Source organism: Flavobacterium sp. GNP002, assembly GCF_054343795.1.
Genome location: NZ_JBTGUW010000001.1, coordinates 3559173 through 3578568, shown reverse-complemented (window position 1 = coordinate 3578568; position 19396 = coordinate 3559173). Strand labels below are relative to the sequence as shown.

Here is a 19396-nt window from a genome sequence, read left to right as displayed (position 1 = left end):
AAAAATTAATTATCTATTAGAACGTCTGTCACTATTTTGACTAGGGCGTCTTGGACCAAAACTGTTATTGCTGCTTCGGTTTGTAGTGTCTGTTTTTGGTTTTCGCGGAGTTGAATCGCGTTGTTGTCTTCCTTGCCCTTGTTTGATTGGTTCTTTGGAAGCGTTAGGATCGGGTTCGAAACCTTTGATATTTTCTTTAGGCAAATTCAAACCCACTAATTTTTCGATATCACGCAAAAAGACCGTTTCGTCCGGACTGAATAACGAAATAGCTTCTCCGCTTGCTCCAGCTCTTCCTGTTCTACCAATGCGGTGAACGTAATCTTCAGGAATATTAGGCAATTCAAAATTGACCACATGTGGTAATAACGGGATGTCCAGACCACGCGCGGCAATATCAGTTGCCACTAAAGCGGTTAGGCTTCCGTCTTTGAAACCCGCTAAGGCTTTGGTACGGGCACCTTGACCTTTATTCCCATGAATGGCAGCTGCTTTGATTCCGGCACTAATCATGCTTTCCGTCAGTTTATTAGCGCCTTGTTTGGTACGGGTGAAAACCAAAATTTGTTTCCAGTTTCCTTCCGTAATCAGTTTAATGATTAGTTCTGTTTTTTTCTCTTTGGCAACAGGATATACTTTTTGGATAATAGCATCCACAGTTGTGTTTTCCGGAGTTGCTTCCACATGAACGGGTTGGTGCAAAATGCCCATCGCCAATTTCTTGATGTCTTTTGAAAAGGTTGCCGAAAACAATAAGTTTTGTCTTTTAGTAGGTAATACTTTCAAGATTCGTTCTATATCTCGTAAAAAACCCATGTCCAGCATACGGTCTGCTTCATCTAAAACTAGGATTTCTACTTTGGCAAGTGATATTAAACCTTGGTTTTGCAAATCGATTAATCGACCTGGAGTGGCAACTAAAATATCTACTCCCTGACGCAGTTGTGTTACTTGTGGATTTTGGTTTACTCCACCAAAAATTACGGTACTTTTTAAGTCTAAAAATTCACTGTATTCTTTGATATTGGCCAATATTTGTGCGGCTAATTCTCTTGTTGGAGTCAATATTAAGGCACGAATAGGTCTTTGTCGCAATTGTTGACCTTGTGATAATATTTGTAAAATAGGTAGTGTAAAACCGGCTGTTTTTCCTGTTCCTGTTTGCGCGGATGCTAAAACATCTTTACCTTCTAATATTGGGGGAATTGCTTTTTGTTGTATTGGAGATGGGGTTGTATACCCTTTTTTGCTGATGGCTTTAAGTAAAGCATCAGATAAGCCTAATGAATTAAATGACATAAATGGTGTTTATGAAGCAAACACAATTATTTAGTTTACTTCTTTAAGTGGGGGCAAAGGTACTGCTAATTTTTTCTATCTGGTTTTTATTGTTTGACTTTGTTTGAATATAACTTTATTTTTAGAATTAATTTGCAAGAAATCAAGTCTGTATTTGTGTAAATTTAAATGCCGTAATTAATAGTTAGATTTAAATAATTTAGTATTACTGAACGAAATATTTATTGATAAAGGCATGTCGTTGATTTACATTCATTTTATCAGTTTATTTTATTTCAACCTTCAATTTATAAAAACGTTCATCTTCACTTAGCGTATCAAAAAAATCAATTTTGGCTTCAGACGGGCCAAATAGTATTATTTTATCATAGTTTATTATTGCGTTTCCAATTTGATTGTAGTATTCATACTTTCTTTTAATATCACAGTTTGTTGTTTCTTTTCTATATGTATTTCTTTTCTTTTTGTCCACTGTAAAGTCACATGCTATTATTTGTATTTCAAAAGGCATCGTTTTAAATTCCATTAAATAAGCAACAGAATTATCCATCCATATTGCTATTTGATTCGTATTTTCCATTTTTTATTTGTTTATTATAAATAAACTTACTTATAAAAAAGGGGGCTAATAATCATTTTAGACAGATGGAATTTTAATTAAGTTAAATGTAAAAACTGTGTCGATGAATGGAATTTTAGTTGGGTATACTATAGTATTAAAACGACATATAATTTTAACTAAATTTCAAAAAAAAATCGGGAGAATATCCCGATTTTAAAATTCTTATTTACTTGTAATTTATCTTATTTCTGCAAAAGTATCGCCTTGATTGATATCTCCGGATTTATAGCCTTTCATAAACCAAGCTTTACGTTGTGCGGAGGTTCCGTGTGTAAAGGATTCCGGAACAATATGACCTTGCATTTTGGATTGTATGGCATCATCACCAACGGCATGTGCTGCGCTTAAAGCTTCATCAATATCGCCTTCCTCCAAGAAATTGTTCATTTGTTGATTGTAATGGGTCCAAACACCAGCATAAAAATCGGCTTGCAGTTCTAAAGCTACGGATAATTTATTGGCCTCGGCTTCACTTTTTCCTTCTTGCATTTGTCTCATTTTGCTGGAAGTTCCTAATAGAGTTTGTACATGGTGTCCTATCTCATGTGCAATTACATAAGCAGTAGCAAAATCACCTCCTTGTGCACCAAATCTTGTTTTTAGCTCTTCAAAGAAAGCTAAATCCATGTACACTTTTTGATCACCAGGGCAATAAAATGGCCCCGAAGCAGATGTGGCATTTCCACAGGCAGTTTCCACAGCTCCAGTAAATAACACCAGTTTTGGATTTTTAAACTGCATGTTGTTTTCTTGAAATATTTTTGCCCAAACATCTTCATTGTCAACCAATAATGCATTTATAAATTTGCCTTCTTCAATTTCGGCAGCAGTTAAGTCTCTTTGTTCAGTAGGAGCACTTTGTCCTTGGTTGAATTGTTCTAATATTGGAGTTAGCATTTGTGCATTTTCTCCACCAAAAGTATTCAATAATAGAATTACAATTCCGATGATTCCACCGCCTACTATTGTTTTTCCTCCTGAGGACATTCCTCTTCGGTCCTCCATATTGTCACTTTGTCTTCTACCGCTCCATTTCATAATTTTATGTTTTTTTAGTTATTTACTTACTTTATAAAGTTAACTCTAATTTAAAATATTTTTTTTAAAAATAAGAGCAAATTTTATTAGAATTAATTTGTCCATTTAGCAATAGTTTCCTCAATGATTCCTTTTATGATTGGTTTAGGGATATAATCATTCATTCCTGCTGCAAGGCATTTTTCTTTTTCTTCTTTTTCGGTACCTGCCGTTATTGCTATAATAGGTACATTTTGACCTAATTTTAAAGTTCTGATTATTTGGGTCGCTTCATACCCATTCATGATTGGCATTTGGATATCCATAAAAATAATATCAGGATTTATTTCCTCAAATTGATCTACAGCATCTTTGCCATTTATAACTTCGAAAATCTCCTGATTTATATCTAAGTTTTTAATAATTGTTTTGAGCAATAACATATTCACTTTGTTGTCTTCAACAATCATTATTTTGATTTTTTTACTACTTATATTTCTTTTAACGACCATATCTTTAATACCATCAAAATCAGTTTCAAATATGCTAACCTTTTCTTCTGGTTCGTTACTGGTTTTTAAATCTAAATCAAAATAAAAAGTACTACCAGAATCAATTTCACTTTCCAGTTGTAAGCGGCTATTCATTAAACCCAATAATTGGTTCGAAATGGTTAATCCCAGTCCAGTACCCCCAAATTTTCTTGTCGTTGAGCTGTCTTCCTGAGAAAATGCCTGAAATATTTTCTTTTTGTTTTGTTCCAAAATTCCAATTCCAGTGTCAATTACGGCAAAACGAATTTTAGCATTAGAGTCGTCTATTTTTTGAAGAACAGTTACATCTAATTGTATAGAACCTTTTTCTGTGAATTTTACAGCATTGGCAAGTAGGTTAATCAAAATTTGTTTTAGACGTACGCTGTCTACCCAAAAATATTTAGGAATATCTGAAGCTATATTGAGTTTTAAGTTTAATTTTTTTTGATTGGATTCATATAATATTAAATCAATAATTTGACTCAACATTTCTCCAATTTCATATTTCTCTATATATAAATCCAGTTTTCCGGCTTCAATTTTTGAGAAATCAAGAATGTCATTTATGATATCTAATAATGAATGTGCCGATTGATTTACGGTAGTGATATATTTCTTTTGGGTAACTCCTAGATTCGTATTCATCAATAAATCGGTGAAACCAATAATCCCGTTCAAAGGCGTTCTAATCTCATGGCTCATGTTAGCCAGGAATTCTGATTTTGCTCTGTTGGCAGCTTCAGCTAATTCCTTTTGCTGCACAGCGGTTTCAGCTTGTTTTCTCTCTGTAATATCAATAAAAATACCTTCAATAAATGCAATTTTTCCGTCTTTGTAAATTGCATCTCCAAACTCTTCTACCCAAACAATATGGTTGTCTTTATGTATAATTCGGTAAATCAAGTGAATGGCTCTTTTGTTTTCAATGGCGTCTTTTTGTGCAGCAATTGTACTCGTTTTATCTTCGGGATGAATTAAATCAATGAAAGATAGATTGTTATTCAGGAATTCTGATTTTGGATAACCGGTCAGTTTTTCAATTTCATCGTTGATATAAATTTTAGTGTTACTCTCATCATAGTTCGATAAATAAACGGTTCCGGGAATATTATTAGCTAGTAATCTAAATTTCTCCTCGCTTTCATAAATAGCGTTCTCATTTGTAATACGTTCAATAGATGACGAAATATTACTGGCTAATGTTTGCAGAATATTAACTTCATCTTCAGACCACTCTCTTTCGTCTTGGGTGTCATCAAATCCTAAAAAACCATAAAATTTGTTTCTCACAAAAATTGGAAATAAGATGATTGAAACTACATCAACATTCTGTAGTTTATCTCTTAGTGATTGATTTTCGATTTTTGGAATTATTGCTTTGTAAATTTTATTGCTTAACAGGGGTGTCAATAATTCTTCAAAAAAGGCATGAGGCAAATTTTGAAGTTTAATATTGTTTTCCGTCAATTTAATATTGTTAATTATCCATCGGTATTTTTGACTGATTAGTCCCGTGCTTCCGTCATTTTCATAGTAATAGGTCCGATGAGATTTGGTCGCTTGTCCCATAATGATAAGGACATCCGAAAAAATATCGTTGATATCATTGCTGTTCAAAAATTTCTCCGTGCAAAGCGCCATAGCAGACAAAAGTTTACTTTTGTTTTCTAATTTTTTTTCAGTTTCAGAGCGACTGTGCGAAATCATGGTCAACGAGATAATATCCGAAATAGTTCTTGCAAAAATAATGTCGTCGTTATCCCAGTTTCTCTGCGTTCTTATGGTTTCAAAAATAATTGTACCTGATAATTCTCCATTAATGAAAATAGGAATATCAAGTTGCGATTTGATATCGTATTTCAGAAAATAATTTTCGGTAAATTCAGATAATTCCCATTTGTCTAAAACATCTGGAGCACTAATTTGTTTTTTACTTTTTATAGATTTAAAGTAAATAGGATAGTTTTGTTTTTCTAAGTAAGCACCTTTGCTGTACGAATTGGTGTCTAAATCATATAAATTTTCACAAGTTATTCGATCTTCCGTGTATTTCCAATAGCTGACTCTATTGCATTTAGAAACCTTTGCTGCTGACTCAATGATTTGCATCACGCTGACATCAAGGTTTTTGTAGTTTCTAAAGTTAGTAGTTGATAATTTTTTTATCGTCTCGTTGTATTTTTCTACTTTTTCCTGAAGTATTTTATTTTCAGCTTCAATGTCTTTAAATTTAGTAATATCTCGGGCAATTCCGGAATAAGCGACTATTGTTCCTTGTTCATTTCTACGAATAATCACTTTCTGTGAAACCCATAATTCTTCTCCGTTCTTTTTTAGTAAAGGAAATTCAATAGTTGGAAAGTAATTTTCATTTTCCAACAAATTTTGATAAAAATCTCTGATGCTGCTAACATAATCTGTCCGAATGAATTCTGAATAATTTCGATCTATAATTTCGTCATTTTTATAACCCAAAGATTTGATTGTGAAGTCATTCACAAATATAAAATTCCCAATAGTATCGACTTCAAAAATAAGATCGATTGCATTTTGAATTAGATTTTTATACTGATTTTGGATTTGAATTTCATTGGTTACATCATGTCCAATTGCGATTATTAAATCATTCGAAAATTTCTTATCGTTCCATTGGATGTGTTTGATTTCACCACTTTTACATTTAAGTTTACGAATAACTATATGATCATCTTTAAATGTTTTATGGTATTCTTCACCAAAAAATTCGTTGTATTCAGTGAGTTTCCAATAGCCTAATCCCATTATTTCATCAACAGAATAACCTAAAATTGTTTTTACATTTTCACTGCAAAATACAATTTCACCTTTATTATTTGTTGCCAGAATAAGTGAATTTCCTTTGTTGATAATTTGATTGTTAAAACGAGATTCAATATCAATGTTTAACAATGACACGTGATGAATATAATTTATAATCAGAATTATAAAGTAATAAATAAATAGCGCAATGTTTGTTTTTAACTGTATTATTTCTAAAACATAAGCGATACTTAAGAAGATAAAAACAGAAATAACAAAACACCAATAAACTTTTATGGGTTTTAGAACATTATAAGCAAAGAAAAAAGTAACAACAAAAGCGGTTATAGGTATAAAATCTGTAGGGAAATAAATTAGATTCCGAGCTATATAGCAAAAATAAATTATAAATAGCGCAATAAAAATTTGTTTGATATATCTAAATACAATAGTAGATCTCGTACTGACGAAATACAATAAAATTAAAGAAAAGCCAATAATACAATTGGGTATTAATAAACTAACAGGTCTAATTTTAAAAATTTCAAAAATTACTTCTATTGAAGGGAGTAAAATCCCTAAAAAGAGTAAATAGAGCTGATATTCTTTGCTTTTAGTAGTAGTTTCGACTCCTTTGTCTAATAGATTGCTTTTTAAAGTAGACTTTATCGTATAAATTTCATAAGCTAGGAAAATAAATAAAACAGCAATTACGAACCACAAAATAGTTTTCATTGAAAAAAAAATAGATGCCCAAAATAAAATTAATTTTGAGTTGATAATTGTCAGTAGGCTACAGTATAACACCATAGTAAATTTTTTATGAGGTTTCTAATGAGTAGATTTCGGACTCTAACTTTTGGTCGTCAATGTAACTATAAATTTTAAATAAAAGCCAAAAGTCATTAAAATTTAAATTTTGGCTTTTAGCATAAAAAATATTTTTAATTTCTATTTTCAATCTCATTTTCAGGATCAAATCCTATTATTTCGCTGTAAATAACATAATACAATGAGTACATAAATGGAATAGTAAAAACGATTCCAATACAACATCCAATAAGTCCTACTAAAGATGCTATAACTCCAATAACAAGTAATCCCAATATAACAATAGGTTGTTTAGAAACAACTAAAATACTAGCTTGAATAGCTTCAACAGCTTTTAGCTTTCCAAAAATGATAAGAGGAATCATTAAAATAGTAAACAAGCCAATTGTTACAGAAACAACAACTTCGATAATTGGCATTTGTATGTAATTTATTATACCCGATAGGATGGAGTTAACTATTGTGATCAAAAATGTTGCGATAAATAATTCTTTGAAAAAGGGCGCTTTGTAGTATTCAAACATGGTTGACACATGAAATTCGTCGTCTCTTTCGGCACAATATGCCATTTTTATTAAACCAGCAGAAAACGGACTAAGCAAACACGTTATTAAAAGAGAGACTCCTGAGAAAATTAACATGGAGTCTAAACTTAAGTTTTCCGGCTGTAAATTTTCCGGTTTTAATTTTTCTAAAACGGTTTCTGCGTCAAAAATTGAGAAGAGTATAACAATAGCAAAAAGACTCATTAGAATTGCAAAAACAAAAAATATTAAACCGCCGTACAATGCAATTTTTTTATAATTTTCGAATGCATGGTTGAAAACATTTCCAAAATCTAAGGCATAACCATTCTTTCTTATTTCTTCAATTCGGTCTTGTGTAGTTTTAATCATTTGGTTTTGGTATTATTTGGTTTGTTAGTTTTTTATTTTTTAAAATATACTTCGTCAAAAGGAACTCTGAATCGTTCTCCGTAAATGCCTTGTTCTTCTCTTATTCCACAGCCTAAAATCATGTTGATTTCTGAACGAGCCAGTAAATGTAATATTTTTTTAATTCTCAGCGAATCAAAACCTTCCATTGGACAGGTGTCATAATTTATGGCTGCCATACTTATCATAAAATTCTGTGCGGCAACTCCCGCGCTTTTCTGAGCGACAATACGCATGTCGCTTTGTCGCGCCTGCCTGTAGATGGGTTTGAATATTCCAATAACTTGAAAAGCAAGAAACTTTATCATTCCGATAATTCCTAAAAAATCAAAATATAGGGCAGGAATAATTTTTTGATAATAATTTAACGCAAACTTTTCTCTCTTCGAATAATCCGCTTTCGGCTTATTGCCATATTGAGTTTTTAAATAATCAATATTCGATTGAGCTCTTTGTCGCCATAAATCTTTTCGCACTACAACTACAACCATTTGTTGAGCAGTTTTTGCCGCATTCTGATTAAAACTGGCTTTGGCTATTTCTTGTATTATTTCTGGCGAAACAATATGATAAAATTCCCAAAGTTGCATGTTGCTGCTCGTGGGTGCCAGAGTTGCTAATTGAATACATTCTTTTACTTTTTGCGCATCAATAGCTTCGTTTTTAAAAACCCGAACTGAGCGTCGGTATTTTATGGCCTCGCTTACGGATTTTTCATTGGTTACATCCACTTTAATACTTTTTGAATGGTTTTTAATTTGTCTTTATACGGTGCATAACGCATCTGTAAATCGAGCCAAGTTCCTTTTTTTACAATAGCTTTTTTATGAGAGAAAATATCAAAACTTAATTTTCCATGATAGGCTCCCATTCCGGAATTTCCAACACCGCCAAAAGGCAGGCGATTATTAACCAAATGAATTACCGTGTCATTAATGCATCCGCCACCAAAAGAATATTTTTGCAGCACTTCATTAATAAAGGATTTATTTTGGGAAAATAAATACAGCGATAATGGTTTTTCGAAGCTTGAAATTATTTTTTCAATATCTGATTTGGACTCATAAGAAAGTATAGGAAGTATCGGTCCAAAAATTTCTTCTGTCATCACTAAACTATCCATTTTTGGTTCGTCAAGTAAAGTAGGAGCAAGGTATAATGTCTCTTTGTTAGATTGTCCTCCAAAAAGGATTTTTTGATTCTCCAATAAACGTAATTGACGTTGCCAGTTTTTCAAGTTGATGATTCTGGCAAAATCTGGAGATTCTTCTGGATTTGTTCCCAATGCTTTTTCAATTTCCTGAATTAGAAATTTAACGAAAGTATCCTTCATTTTATGGTGCACTAAAATATAATCAGGAGCTACGCAGGTTTGTCCGGCGTTTATGATTTTCCCCCACACAATACGTCGGGCACTTAATTCTAAATTAGCTGTTTCATCAACGATGCAAGGACTTTTTCCGCCTAATTCGAGTGTGACAGGCGTTAGGTTTTCGGCAGCAGCTTTTGCCACTATTTTTCCAACAGCAACACTTCCTGTAAAAAAAATATAGTCCCAACGTTGATTTAATAGTTGCTGAGCAATTGTTGCATCTCCCGTTATAACCTCAACATCTTTTGCAGCAAATGTTTCAGTGATTATTTTAGAAATTATGTTCGAAGTATTTGGTGTAAGTTCAGATGGTTTTAAAGTTACTTTATTTCCGGCCGCAACAGCTGCAACAAGAGGGCATAAAGCTAATTGAAACGGATAATTCCATGGAGAAAGAATCAATACATTTCCGTAAGGTTCGCTGTAAATATAATCGGATGAAGGGAAATTCAAAAGAGAAGCAAAAACTTTCTTTGGCTTAGTCCAGGAATCGATATTTTTTATGGTTTCTTTCAAGTCACTAATCACATAATTAGTTTCGGTTAAAACGGCTTCAAAAGCAGGTTTTTTAAAATCATCATACAAAGCCTTAATGATTGCCCCTTCATTTTCAATAATGTTATGCAATAATTTTTTAAGGGATTCTTTTCGGAAAGCAATTTCTGTATGATATTTCATGGGATGATTTTAATTTAAAATTACATAATTATTATTTTAATCCAACTCAATATACTAAAATAAAAAAATAAAAAAAAACAGGAATAATTATTCCTGTTTTATAATGTATAAGTATGTAAAGTATTGTTTTTGTTACATTTTTAATTGAAACAGAATAATCAAATTAAACTGCATTCCAAATCACATCATCCGGAGTTGGAGCGATGATTTCTATATTTTCTTTGGTAACAGGATGTACAAAAACTAATTTACGGGCATGTAAATGAATACCTCCATCCGGATTGCTTCGGTTAAAACCGTATTTCAAATCACCTTTTATGGGTGAACCAATAGCTGAAAGCTGCGCCCTGATTTGATGGTGTCTACCTGTGTGAAGATTAATTTCCAGAGCAAAATAATTATTGAGTTCCTTGATGATTTTATAATCTAAACTGGCTAGTTTACTTTCAGGAACTTCTTTTAAATGTGCTTTTGAAGTGTTGTTTTTTTCGTTTCTTTTCAAAAAATGAACCAATTTATCCTCGGACTTTAAAGGCTTGTTTTTGACAATGCACCAATACGTTTTTTGAGTTTCACGATTGCTGAACAACTCATTCATTCTCGTCAACGCTTTGCTGGTTCGGGCAAAAACGACTATTCCGGTTGTTGGTCGATCCAAACGATGCACCACACCCAGAAATACTTCTCCGGGTTTGTTATACTTATCTTTGATGTATTCTTTCACCACATCAGACAATGGTTTGTCACCTGTTTTATCACCTTGCACAATATCACCTACGCGCTTGTTGACCACAATAAGATGGTTGTCTTCATGAAGAATTTGAAGGTTGTTTTTATTCGAAACTATTTTCATTTGGATTTTTAGATTGTTAGACTACTTAGATTTTTAGACAAGTTAGACTTTTTAGATATTTAGATTCTTAAACAAGTCTTGCAGTCTGAAAATCTAAAAAAGTCTATAATAAAGTTGCTCTAAATCTTGAAGTCATTTTAATAATTTCGTTTAGCATATCTGATAATTCTTTTAAATCTTCTGGAGTTATAAAACCTAAATCTGATGAAATAAGAATTTGTGTTTCAACTTCATAAGCTGAACCGATGGCGATTTCTAAAAATCGTGCAAAGTCCTTATTAGATTGCCTTGATGATCCTTCAGCAATATTAGATGGAATAGAAACAGAAGCTCTTCTTAATTGATTTGTTAGTCCAAATTTTTCATCGTTAGGAAAAGACAAAGTCACTTTATAAATTTCAGAACAAAAAAATCTACTTTTTTTCCAAATCTCTAAACCCTTAAATCGATGCATTTCTACTTTTTTAGTCTAATAATCCAATAATCCAATAATCTAAGAAGTCTAATTTTAATATTGTTCGCTAGAATTAGGAAAATCACTTGATTTCACATCGGCAACATATTGACCGATGGCAGTTGTCATTCCTTCGTATAAATTCATATATCTTCTCAAGAAACGTGGACTAAATTCATTATTCATTCCTAACATATCGTGAATTACCAAAACTTGACCGTCAACTCCGCCGCCAGCACCAATTCCAATTACCGGAATCGAAATACTTTGGGCAACTTTTTCGGCTAAATGCGCAGGAATTTTTTCTAATACTAGTCCGAAACAACCTAATCTTTCCAGTAATTTAGCATCTTCAATAAGTTTATCTGCTTCTTCCTCTTCTTTGGCACGAACAGTATAGGTACCAAATTTATAAATAGATTGAGGAGTTAAACCCAAGTGTCCCATCACTGGAATTCCTGCGTTTAATATTTTCTTGATTGAATCTTTAATTTCTTTACCACCTTCCAGTTTTACGGCATGACCACCACTTTCTTTCATGATTCGGATGGCAGAACGCAACGCTTCTTTAGGATCTGATTGGTAACTTCCAAAAGGTAAATCCACCACAACGAGTGCTCTTTCTATAGCTCTCACTACAGATGAAGCGTGATAAATCATTTGGTCCAACGTAATTGGCAAAGTCGTTTCATGACCAGCCATTACATTCGAAGCGGAGTCACCTACTAAGATTACATCAATTCCGGCAGTATCAACGATTTTTGCCATGGTGTAATCGTATGCGGTAAGCATGGAAATTTTCTCTCCATTTGCTTTCATTTCAATCAATGATTTTGTAGTAATCCTTTTATAATCTTTTTTTGCGACAGACATATTTGTTGTTTTAAGATTGTAAAGGTAATAAAATGTATATTTTTAATTCAAAAATGTAACAGTAATGTTATTGGAAGTTATAATTAATTAAAAAAGTAATTATGCGTAAAATAGTAGTATTGATTGTGTTGTTCACATCAACATATTCTCAGGCCCAAAATCAAGAAATTCAAAAGCTAGTTGAAAATTTTTTTGGGGCTTTTCATGCCAAAGACACTTTGAAATTACAGTCTTTTTGTGGCGACACAATGATTTTACAATCCATAAGTGAGAACGCTAAAGGAACTAAATTATCCAATGAAAGCCCTCAAGCGTTTTTTAAATCGATAAGTTCTATTCCTGCGGAAGTGAAGTTTCAGGAAAAAAATCTGAGTTATGCTATTCAGGTAGATGGAAGCATGGCGCACGCTTGGACACCTTATGAGTTTTATGTAAACGATAAATTAAGTCATAAAGGCGTGAATGCTTTTACGCTTTTCAAAAAAGAAAACAGTTGGAAAATTATTCATCTTATCGATACCCGCAGAAAGTAAACCCTAATTATTTTTTATTTGTCAGCATTTAAAAAGTTAGCTTTGTATTTTAAATTTATACAAATCCTATTTTGAAAAACATACTCATTATTGATGACGAGGAAAAACTGCGTAGCCTTCTTGCCCGAATCGTAAAATCAGAAGGGTTCGAAGTTCTCGAAGCACCAGATTTAAAGTCAGGTTTCAAGAAACTGGAACACAATAATATTGATGTGATACTTTGTGATGTCAAACTTCCTGATGGCAATGGTGTTGATTTTGTTCAAAAGACAAAAACAAATTTTCCATTAACAGAAGTTATCTTATTGACTGCTTTTGGCAAAATTTCCGATGGTGTTCAAGCCATGAAAAACGGTGCTTTTGATTATATTGTCAAAGGCGATGACAATGACAAAATTATTCCGCTGTTGTACAAAGCACTGGAAAAAGTCCAACTAATCAAGAAAGTCCAACAACTCGAAAAACGAATTTCTGATAAATATTCTTTTGATACTATTATTGGAAAATCGAAAGGATTGGAACAAGTGATTGATTTGGCTAAAAAAGTAGCCAAAACCGATTCAACTGTACTCTTAACGGGAGAAACAGGAACCGGAAAAGAAGTTTTTGCACAAGCCATTCACGAAAACAGCAACCGAGTAGGAAAATCTTTTGTAGCCTTGAATTGCAGTACTTTCAGCAAGGAAATTCTCGAAAGTGAATTGTTTGGACACAAACAAGGATCTTTTACAGGAGCTGTAAAAGACAAGAAAGGATTTATTGAAGAGGCGAATGGCGGTACTTTATTTCTGGATGAAATTGGCGAAATGCCGTTAGAATTACAAGCTAAATTACTACGGGTTTTAGAAACCAATGAATACATACAAATAGGAGATACGACACCCAGAAAATCAAATTTTAGGTTAATTGCCGCAACCAATCGCGATTTAAAAACCGAAAGTGAAGCGCATCGTTTTCGTTCGGATTTATATTTTCGATTGAATATTTTCGAGATTACAATTCCGCCTTTACGAGAAAGAATAAAAGACATTGCACCATTGACAAACTATTTTGTGAAACAATTTTCAGAGAAAGTAAATAAGAAAATAGTCTCTATCGATGGCGATTTTTTGCATAAGATGGAAACATACCATTGGCCTGGAAATGTTCGGGAACTGAAGAATGTGATTGAACGTTCCTTAATTTTGGCTGATGATTTTAACTTGACGCAAGATGTATTGCCTTACGAGATTCAGCATCAACAAGATAATTCCAATAAGACGATGTCAGCTTTTTCGATGCAAAGTATTGAAAAACTCCACATTCAAAAAGTATTAAATTACACCAAAGGGAATAAAGCCGAAACGGCCCGCTTATTAGAAATAGGCGTTGCAACGCTTTATAGAAAATTAGACGAATACAAGATTTATTAAAATCATATTATTTTGAGAAAAGCCTATCATTTTGATAGGCTTTTTTTATGTTTTTTTTTGGCATGAAAACTTCAAACACTTAATTGACAAAGCTTTGAGGTGTACTATGGTTTTTTGGAATGCATTTTGGCATAAGCGATGAAGAACATAAAAATCATTCTTATGAAAAATCAAGTCACCACGATTTACAAACAAGCAGAACGCTTTGCCGAAATCACCAAGACTGCCATTATTACTGGAAATATTTCCAGAGCAAAAAAATGTTTGGCACTCGCTGAACGATTATTAACAACAGGAAGCAACGAAACAAAAATTGCTATTTCCAATGTCTATCTTTTTTCGGTTTCCTCTTTTATGGAAATGCGCCATTGCAATATTTCAAACCTTTTCCCAAAATCATTAAAGGCGGAATACATCAAGCAAATAAATGCCTCGGGGGTATAACAAGTTTAATCGATTGAATTATTTGATCGATTGTCTAAAAGTCTAATAATCCAATAATCTCAAATTATGATAATCACAATCCTTTTACTCGCATTAGCCGTTTTGTTGTTTGCGATTTGTTTTAAAGCTGTCGAATTTTTTGAAAAAATCTAAATTATGACTGTACTATTTATTATTGCACTGGCTGTTTTCGGCTATTTGGTTTATGTATTAATCAAACCCGAAAAATTTTAACTAAATAAACTATTTTTTTATGAACACAGAATTATTTGGTGTCATTAGTATTTTTATCATCTCTATAGTTTTGGCTATTCCTATTGGAAGGTACATAGCTAACGTTTTTACAGGAGATAAAACATTCCTTGACCCGATTTTCAATCCAATTGAGAAATTTATTTTCAAAATAAGTGGTATCAATGCTACTGAAGAAATGAACTGGAAACAGCATTTAAAAGCGCTGTTAAGCGTGAATATGGTTTGGTTCTTTCTTTGCTTTTTTGTTTTGTTATTTCAAGGTTCAATGCCTTTAAATCCGGACAATAATCCAAACATGACTCCAGATTTGGCATTCAATACCGCTATTTCGTTCATGGTAAATTGCAATTTACAGCATTACTCTGGCGAAACAGGTGTTTCCTATTTATCACAAATGGTATTGATGTTCCTTCAATTTGTTTCTGCAGGTGTCGGGATGGCAGCCGCAGCAATGGTTTTTACTGCAATGAAAGAAAGAACCACAGATAAATTAGGGAATTTCTATAATTATTTTATCAAAAGCTGTACTCGTATTTTATTGCCACTTTCTGCTGTTGTAGCTGTCATTCTGTTGTTTAACGGTACGCCAATGACATTTGAAGGAAAAGATGCAATTACCACTTTACAGGGAGATTCAGTAGCAGTTTCTCGCGGACCAGCAGCATCATTCATTGCCATCAAGCATATAGGAACGAACGGTGGTGGGTTTTTTGGAGCTAACGGTGCTCATCCTTTAGAGAATCCAACTTATTTTAGTAATGCAGTTGAACTTTGGGCACAATTAATCATTCCGTTTGCAATGATTTTTGCTTTAGGTTTTTATCTAAAGAAAAGACGGTTTTCCTATGTGGTTTTTGGAGTTATGACGGTTGGATTTTTACTTTTAGTTATTCCAACAGTTATCAGTGAACTTAACGGAAACCCAGCTATCGAAAAAATGGGAATTACCCAATTAACTGGAGCAATGGAAGGCAAGGAAGTTCGTTTTGGACCCGCCGTTACTGGTTTTTGGAGCATTGCGACAACGGTAATTTCTACAGGATCTGTAAATAGCATGCACGATAGTTCGATGCCGGTTTCTGGGTCGATGGAGTTACTCGCGATGATGATCAATGCCTTTTATGGTGGATGCGGAGTAGGGATCTTGAACTTCTATATTTTCATTATTCTCGCGGTGTTTATTTCGGGTTTAATGGTGGGACGAACACCAGAATTTTTAGGAAAGAAAATTGAAGCCCGAGAAGTCAAAATTGCAGCTTTCATTGCCATTCTACACCCTTTATTGATATTGTCAGGAACGGCTTTGGCTTCTTATTTTGCTGCGAATGATACCGCAATGGGTTATTGGTTTAGCGGAAACGCAACTGGCTGGCTAAATAATCCAGGACATCATGGATTTTCGGAAATGTTATACGAATATACTTCGAGTGCAGCTAATAATGGTTCTGGATTTGAAGGTTTGGGCGACAATAATCCTTTTTGGAATATCACCACAGGAATTGTGTTGTTATTGAGTCGTTTCCTTCCTATCATTGGGCCTTTAGCTATCGCAGGATTGTTGGCAAATAAAAAATATATTCCTGAAAGTGCTGGAACTTTAAAAACAGACACGACCATTTTTGGAGTTATGGTTTTTGCCGTAATTGCCATTATTGCAGCCTTATCCTTCTTCCCAGCATTAGCACTTGGACCTTTAGCGGAGTACTTTACATTAAAATAATAATAAAAATGAATAACAATAAATCCAATTCATTATTCGAAAGTAAGCAAGTAAAAGAGGCGTTAGTGCAGTCTTTTGTTAAGCTAAACCCGAAAATAATGTTCAAGAATCCGGTCATGTTCACCGTTGAAATTGGAACTGCCATTATGCTTGCGGTTTGTATCGCCATTTTATTTGGAGCACAAGACCAAGGCAGTTTTACTTATAATTTCATAATATTTTTAATCCTATTAGCAACGCTTTTGTTTGCCAATTTTGCTGAGGCTATTGCCGAAGCAAGAGGAAAAGCACAAGCGGATAGTTTGAGAAAAACACGGGAAGAAACTCCGGCAAGACAAGTTTTAGCCAATGGCGAAATTAAGAATATCAGTTCTTCTGAATTGAAGAAAGGCGATGTTTTTGTTTGTGAAGCAGGTGATTTAATTGCAACTGATGGAGAAATTATCGAAGGATTGGCCACTATAGATGAAAGTGCGATTACCGGAGAAAGTGCTCCTGTCATTCGGGAAGCGGGTGGTGATAAATCATCAGTTACCGGCGGAACAAAAGTATTATCAGACAAAATCAAAGTTATCGTAACTAACGAACCTGGAGAAAGTTTCTTGGATAAAATGATAGCTTTGGTTGAAGGAGCAAGCCGCCAGAAAACGCCTAACGAAATTGCATTAACTATTTTGTTGGCTGCCTTTACATTAATCTTTGTGATTGTTTGTGTAACCTTGAAACCGTTTGCTGATTATGCGAATGCACCGATAACAATTGCTGCCTTCATTTCTCTTTTTGTTTGTTTGATTCCAACAACGATTGGTGGTTTGTTATCAGCGATTGGAATTGCTGGAATGGATAGGGCTTTGCGTGCCAATGTAATTACCAAATCAGGGAAAGCGGTGGAAACTGCCGGTGATATTGATGTATTGCTTTTGGACAAAACTGGAACCATCACCATTGGAAATCGAAAAGCAACTCGTTTTTATCCAGCAAAAGGAATCTCGGAAGACGATTTTATCAAATCTGCAGTTTTGAGTTCGCTGGCTGATGACACGCCCGAAGGCAAAAGTATTGTGGAACTGGCAGGAATTGAAGTGGCAAACAAACTATCTATTGAAGGTGCTACTTTAATCAAATTTACTGCCGAAACCAGAACCAGCGGTGTTGTTTTAAAAGACGGAACCGATATTAGAAAAGGTGCTCAGGATGCTGCAAAAAATATTGCATTGAAAGCAGGAACTATTTTTCCCGAAGATATTGCACAAGCAGTGATTGCTATCTCATCAAAAGGAGGAACGCCATTGGTGGTAGTAAAAAATGCTCAAGTCCAAGGTGTTATTGAATTGCAGGACATTATCAAAACGGGAATGAAAGAACGTTTTGAGCGTTTGAGAAAAATGGGTGTAAAAACGGTGATGGTAACCGGAGATAATCCGTTGACAGCCAAATTTATTGCCGAAGCGGCTGGTGTAGATGATTTTATTGCCGAAGCCAAACCTGAGGATAAGATGAATTATATCAAAAACGAACAAGAACAAGGCAAGCTCGTAGCGATGATGGGTGATGGAACTAATGATGCACCTGCTTTGGCACAGGCCAATGTTGGTGTAGCCATGAACAGCGGAACACAAGCAGCTAAAGAAGCCGGAAACATGGTCGATCTAGACAATGATCCCACCAAGTTAATTGAAATCATAGAAATAGGAAAACAATTATTGATGACCAGAGGAACGCTTACCACGTTTTCGATTGCGAATGATGTGGCTAAATATTTTGCTATTGTTCCCGCGCTTTTCATCACGGCTATTCCTGCTCTTGAAGGATTAAATATTATGGGATTACACAGTCCAGAAAGTGCGATTTTATCAGCTGTCATTTTCAATGCGATTATCATTCCGATATTGATTCCTTTAGCTTTAAAAGGGGTTGATTATAAGCCAATCGGTGCGAGTGCTATTTTAAAGAGAAACCTATTGATTTATGGTCTTGGTGGTTTGATCATCCCATTTATCGGAATTAAAATAATTGATTTAGTTGTAGCATTATTTATGTAGATCCAAACCTAACAGGTTTCAAAAACGGGTTAGGCTTATAAAAAAAAGAACAAAATGAAAAATATATTTTCAATATTAAAATTCACCTTATTTATGGGGGTGTTGTTAGCGGTTATTTACCCAATGGCAATTTTTGGAATAGCACAATTGGCTCCCAATAAAGGAAAAGGAGAAACAATTACCGTAAACGGAAAAGTGGTGGGGTATCAAAAAATTGGGCAAAAATTCGATAAATCCAACTACTTTTGGGGAAGACCTTCAGCGGTGGATTATAACGCTGCAGGAAGTGGAGGTAGTAATAAAGGACCAAGTAATTCTGATTATTTAACTTTGGTGCAAAAAAGAATCGACACTTTTTTAATCGTGCATCCTTATCTGAAAAAATCAGAGATTCCCTCGGATATGGTGACGGCTTCGGGAAGTGGGTTAGACCCTAATATTTCACCGCAAGGAGCATTGATTCAGGTAAAAAGGGTGGCGAAAGAAAGAAACGTATCAGAGGAAAAAATAAAAACTTTGGTACAAGCCAAAATCAATACACCAGCAGTAATAGGAACTGCAACCGTAAATGTTTTAGAGTTGAATGTTGCTTTGGATGAATTGAAATAAAAATAAAGTATAAAACGCACATTTTTTAGCCCAGATAGAAACGATATCCTTTTTATTTTTTCTTTAAAAATAAAAAGATACAAGTTGATAGCTGGAAATAGCTTCAAATAATAAATAATGAGGATGAGATTGC

17 protein-coding genes are annotated in these 19396 nt (G+C 33.8%); 7 read left to right on the top strand and 10 right to left on the bottom strand.

What is annotated here, in order from left to right; all coding sequences use genetic code 11:
* Nucleotides 1-9: 9 nt before the first annotated feature.
* From ACXX80_RS15610 to panB, 10 genes are all read right to left on the bottom strand, one after another.
* On the bottom strand, nt 10-1299 hold the full coding sequence (locus ACXX80_RS15610; protein ID WP_458554045.1) for a DEAD/DEAH box helicase: 1290 nt from the start codon (nt 1297-1299) through the stop codon (nt 10-12).
* Nucleotides 1300-1564: 265 nt separating this feature from the next.
* Nucleotides 1565-1879 carry a hypothetical protein gene (locus ACXX80_RS15605; RefSeq protein WP_458554044.1) on the bottom strand — a complete coding sequence of 105 codons (315 nt, stop codon included), beginning with the start codon at nt 1877-1879 and terminating at the stop codon, nt 1565-1567.
* Nucleotides 1880-2098: 219 nt separating this feature from the next.
* A complete protein-coding gene (gene ypfJ / locus ACXX80_RS15600; RefSeq protein ID WP_315211384.1) occupies nt 2099-2959 on the bottom strand; it encodes a KPN_02809 family neutral zinc metallopeptidase in 861 nt (286 codons plus the stop codon).
* 92 nt (nt 2960-3051) lie between these two features.
* On the bottom strand, nt 3052-6408 hold the full coding sequence (locus ACXX80_RS15595) for a PAS domain S-box protein (protein WP_458554043.1): 3357 nt from the start codon (nt 6406-6408) through the stop codon (nt 3052-3054).
* Between the two features lie 788 nt (nt 6409-7196).
* Entirely contained in the window at nt 7197-7979 is a 783-nt protein-coding gene (locus ACXX80_RS15590; protein WP_458554042.1) for a hypothetical protein, read from the bottom strand.
* Nucleotides 7980-8011: 32 nt separating this feature from the next.
* Nucleotides 8012-8749, bottom strand: coding sequence for a nitroreductase family protein (locus ACXX80_RS15585; protein WP_458554041.1), 738 nt, complete (start codon nt 8747-8749; stop codon nt 8012-8014).
* On the bottom strand, nt 8740-10068 hold the full coding sequence (locus tag ACXX80_RS15580) for an aldehyde dehydrogenase (RefSeq protein ID WP_458554040.1): 1329 nt from the start codon (nt 10066-10068) through the stop codon (nt 8740-8742). Before ACXX80_RS15580 ends, ACXX80_RS15585 begins: the two co-directional genes overlap by 10 nt.
* A gap of 163 nt (nt 10069-10231) precedes the next feature.
* Nucleotides 10232-10921: an RluA family pseudouridine synthase gene (locus tag ACXX80_RS15575; protein ID WP_458554039.1), complete on the bottom strand. Its 690-nt coding sequence runs from the start codon at nt 10919-10921 to the stop codon at nt 10232-10234.
* Nucleotides 10922-11024: 103 nt separating this feature from the next.
* A complete protein-coding gene (locus ACXX80_RS15570) occupies nt 11025-11375 on the bottom strand; it encodes a four helix bundle protein (protein ID WP_458554038.1) in 351 nt (116 codons plus the stop codon).
* A gap of 54 nt (nt 11376-11429) precedes the next feature.
* Nucleotides 11430-12248, bottom strand: coding sequence for a 3-methyl-2-oxobutanoate hydroxymethyltransferase (gene panB, locus ACXX80_RS15565; protein ID WP_099715002.1), 819 nt, complete (start codon nt 12246-12248; stop codon nt 11430-11432).
* 101 nt (nt 12249-12349) lie between these two features.
* On the opposite strand from panB, the gene ACXX80_RS15560 reads away from it, so the two are divergent.
* From ACXX80_RS15560 to ACXX80_RS15530, 7 genes are all read left to right on the top strand, one after another.
* Complete coding sequence (locus ACXX80_RS15560) at nt 12350-12781, top strand: nuclear transport factor 2 family protein (RefSeq protein ID WP_458554037.1); 432 nt, start codon at nt 12350-12352, stop codon at nt 12779-12781.
* A 68-nt stretch (nt 12782-12849) separates the two neighbouring features.
* Nucleotides 12850-14193, top strand: a complete 1344-nt coding sequence (locus tag ACXX80_RS15555; protein ID WP_458554110.1) for a sigma-54-dependent transcriptional regulator — start codon at nt 12850-12852, stop codon at nt 14191-14193.
* 162 nt (nt 14194-14355) lie between these two features.
* Nucleotides 14356-14637: a DUF7674 family protein gene (locus ACXX80_RS15550; protein ID WP_417953799.1), complete on the top strand. Its 282-nt coding sequence runs from the start codon at nt 14356-14358 to the stop codon at nt 14635-14637.
* Between the two features lie 156 nt (nt 14638-14793).
* Nucleotides 14794-14871, top strand: coding sequence for a K(+)-transporting ATPase subunit F (gene kdpF, locus ACXX80_RS15545; RefSeq protein ID WP_417951728.1), 78 nt, complete (start codon nt 14794-14796; stop codon nt 14869-14871).
* A gap of 19 nt (nt 14872-14890) precedes the next feature.
* Nucleotides 14891-16612, top strand: coding sequence for a potassium-transporting ATPase subunit KdpA (gene kdpA / locus ACXX80_RS15540; RefSeq protein ID WP_458554036.1), 1722 nt, complete (start codon nt 14891-14893; stop codon nt 16610-16612).
* An 8-nt stretch (nt 16613-16620) separates the two neighbouring features.
* Nucleotides 16621-18654, top strand: a complete 2034-nt coding sequence (kdpB, locus tag ACXX80_RS15535; RefSeq protein ID WP_458554035.1) for a potassium-transporting ATPase subunit KdpB — start codon at nt 16621-16623, stop codon at nt 18652-18654.
* Nucleotides 18655-18708: 54 nt separating this feature from the next.
* A complete protein-coding gene (locus ACXX80_RS15530) occupies nt 18709-19263 on the top strand; it encodes a K(+)-transporting ATPase subunit C (protein WP_458554034.1) in 555 nt (184 codons plus the stop codon).
* The last annotated feature ends 133 nt before the right edge of the window (nt 19264-19396 follow it).

Bases quoted from the DNA above. Each gene is read 5' to 3' on its own strand.
- ACXX80_RS15575 (WP_458554039.1), bottom strand. From the start codon at position 10,921: ATGAAAATAGTTTCGAATAAAAACAACCTTCAAATTCTTCATGAAGAC.
- ACXX80_RS15580 (WP_458554040.1), bottom strand. From the start codon at position 10,068: ATGAAATATCATACAGAAATTGCTTTCCGAAAAGAATCCCTTAAAAAA.
- kdpF (WP_417951728.1), top strand. From the start codon at position 14,794: ATGACTGTACTATTTATTATTGCACTGGCTGTTTTCGGCTATTTGGTT.
- kdpA (WP_458554036.1), top strand. From the start codon at position 14,891: ATGAACACAGAATTATTTGGTGTCATTAGTATTTTTATCATCTCTATA.
- ypfJ (WP_315211384.1), bottom strand. From the start codon at position 2,959: ATGAAATGGAGCGGTAGAAGACAAAGTGACAATATGGAGGACCGAAGA.
- ACXX80_RS15605 (WP_458554044.1), bottom strand. From the start codon at position 1,879: ATGGAAAATACGAATCAAATAGCAATATGGATGGATAATTCTGTTGCT.
- kdpB (WP_458554035.1), top strand. From the start codon at position 16,621: ATGAATAACAATAAATCCAATTCATTATTCGAAAGTAAGCAAGTAAAA.
- ACXX80_RS15560 (WP_458554037.1), top strand. From the start codon at position 12,350: ATGCGTAAAATAGTAGTATTGATTGTGTTGTTCACATCAACATATTCT.
- ACXX80_RS15530 (WP_458554034.1), top strand. From the start codon at position 18,709: ATGAAAAATATATTTTCAATATTAAAATTCACCTTATTTATGGGGGTG.
- ACXX80_RS15610 (WP_458554045.1), bottom strand. From the start codon at position 1,299: ATGTCATTTAATTCATTAGGCTTATCTGATGCTTTACTTAAAGCCATC.
- ACXX80_RS15570 (WP_458554038.1), bottom strand. From the start codon at position 11,375: ATGCATCGATTTAAGGGTTTAGAGATTTGGAAAAAAAGTAGATTTTTT.
- ACXX80_RS15590 (WP_458554042.1), bottom strand. From the start codon at position 7,979: ATGATTAAAACTACACAAGACCGAATTGAAGAAATAAGAAAGAATGGT.
- ACXX80_RS15550 (WP_417953799.1), top strand. From the start codon at position 14,356: ATGAAAAATCAAGTCACCACGATTTACAAACAAGCAGAACGCTTTGCC.
- panB (WP_099715002.1), bottom strand. From the start codon at position 12,248: ATGTCTGTCGCAAAAAAAGATTATAAAAGGATTACTACAAAATCATTG.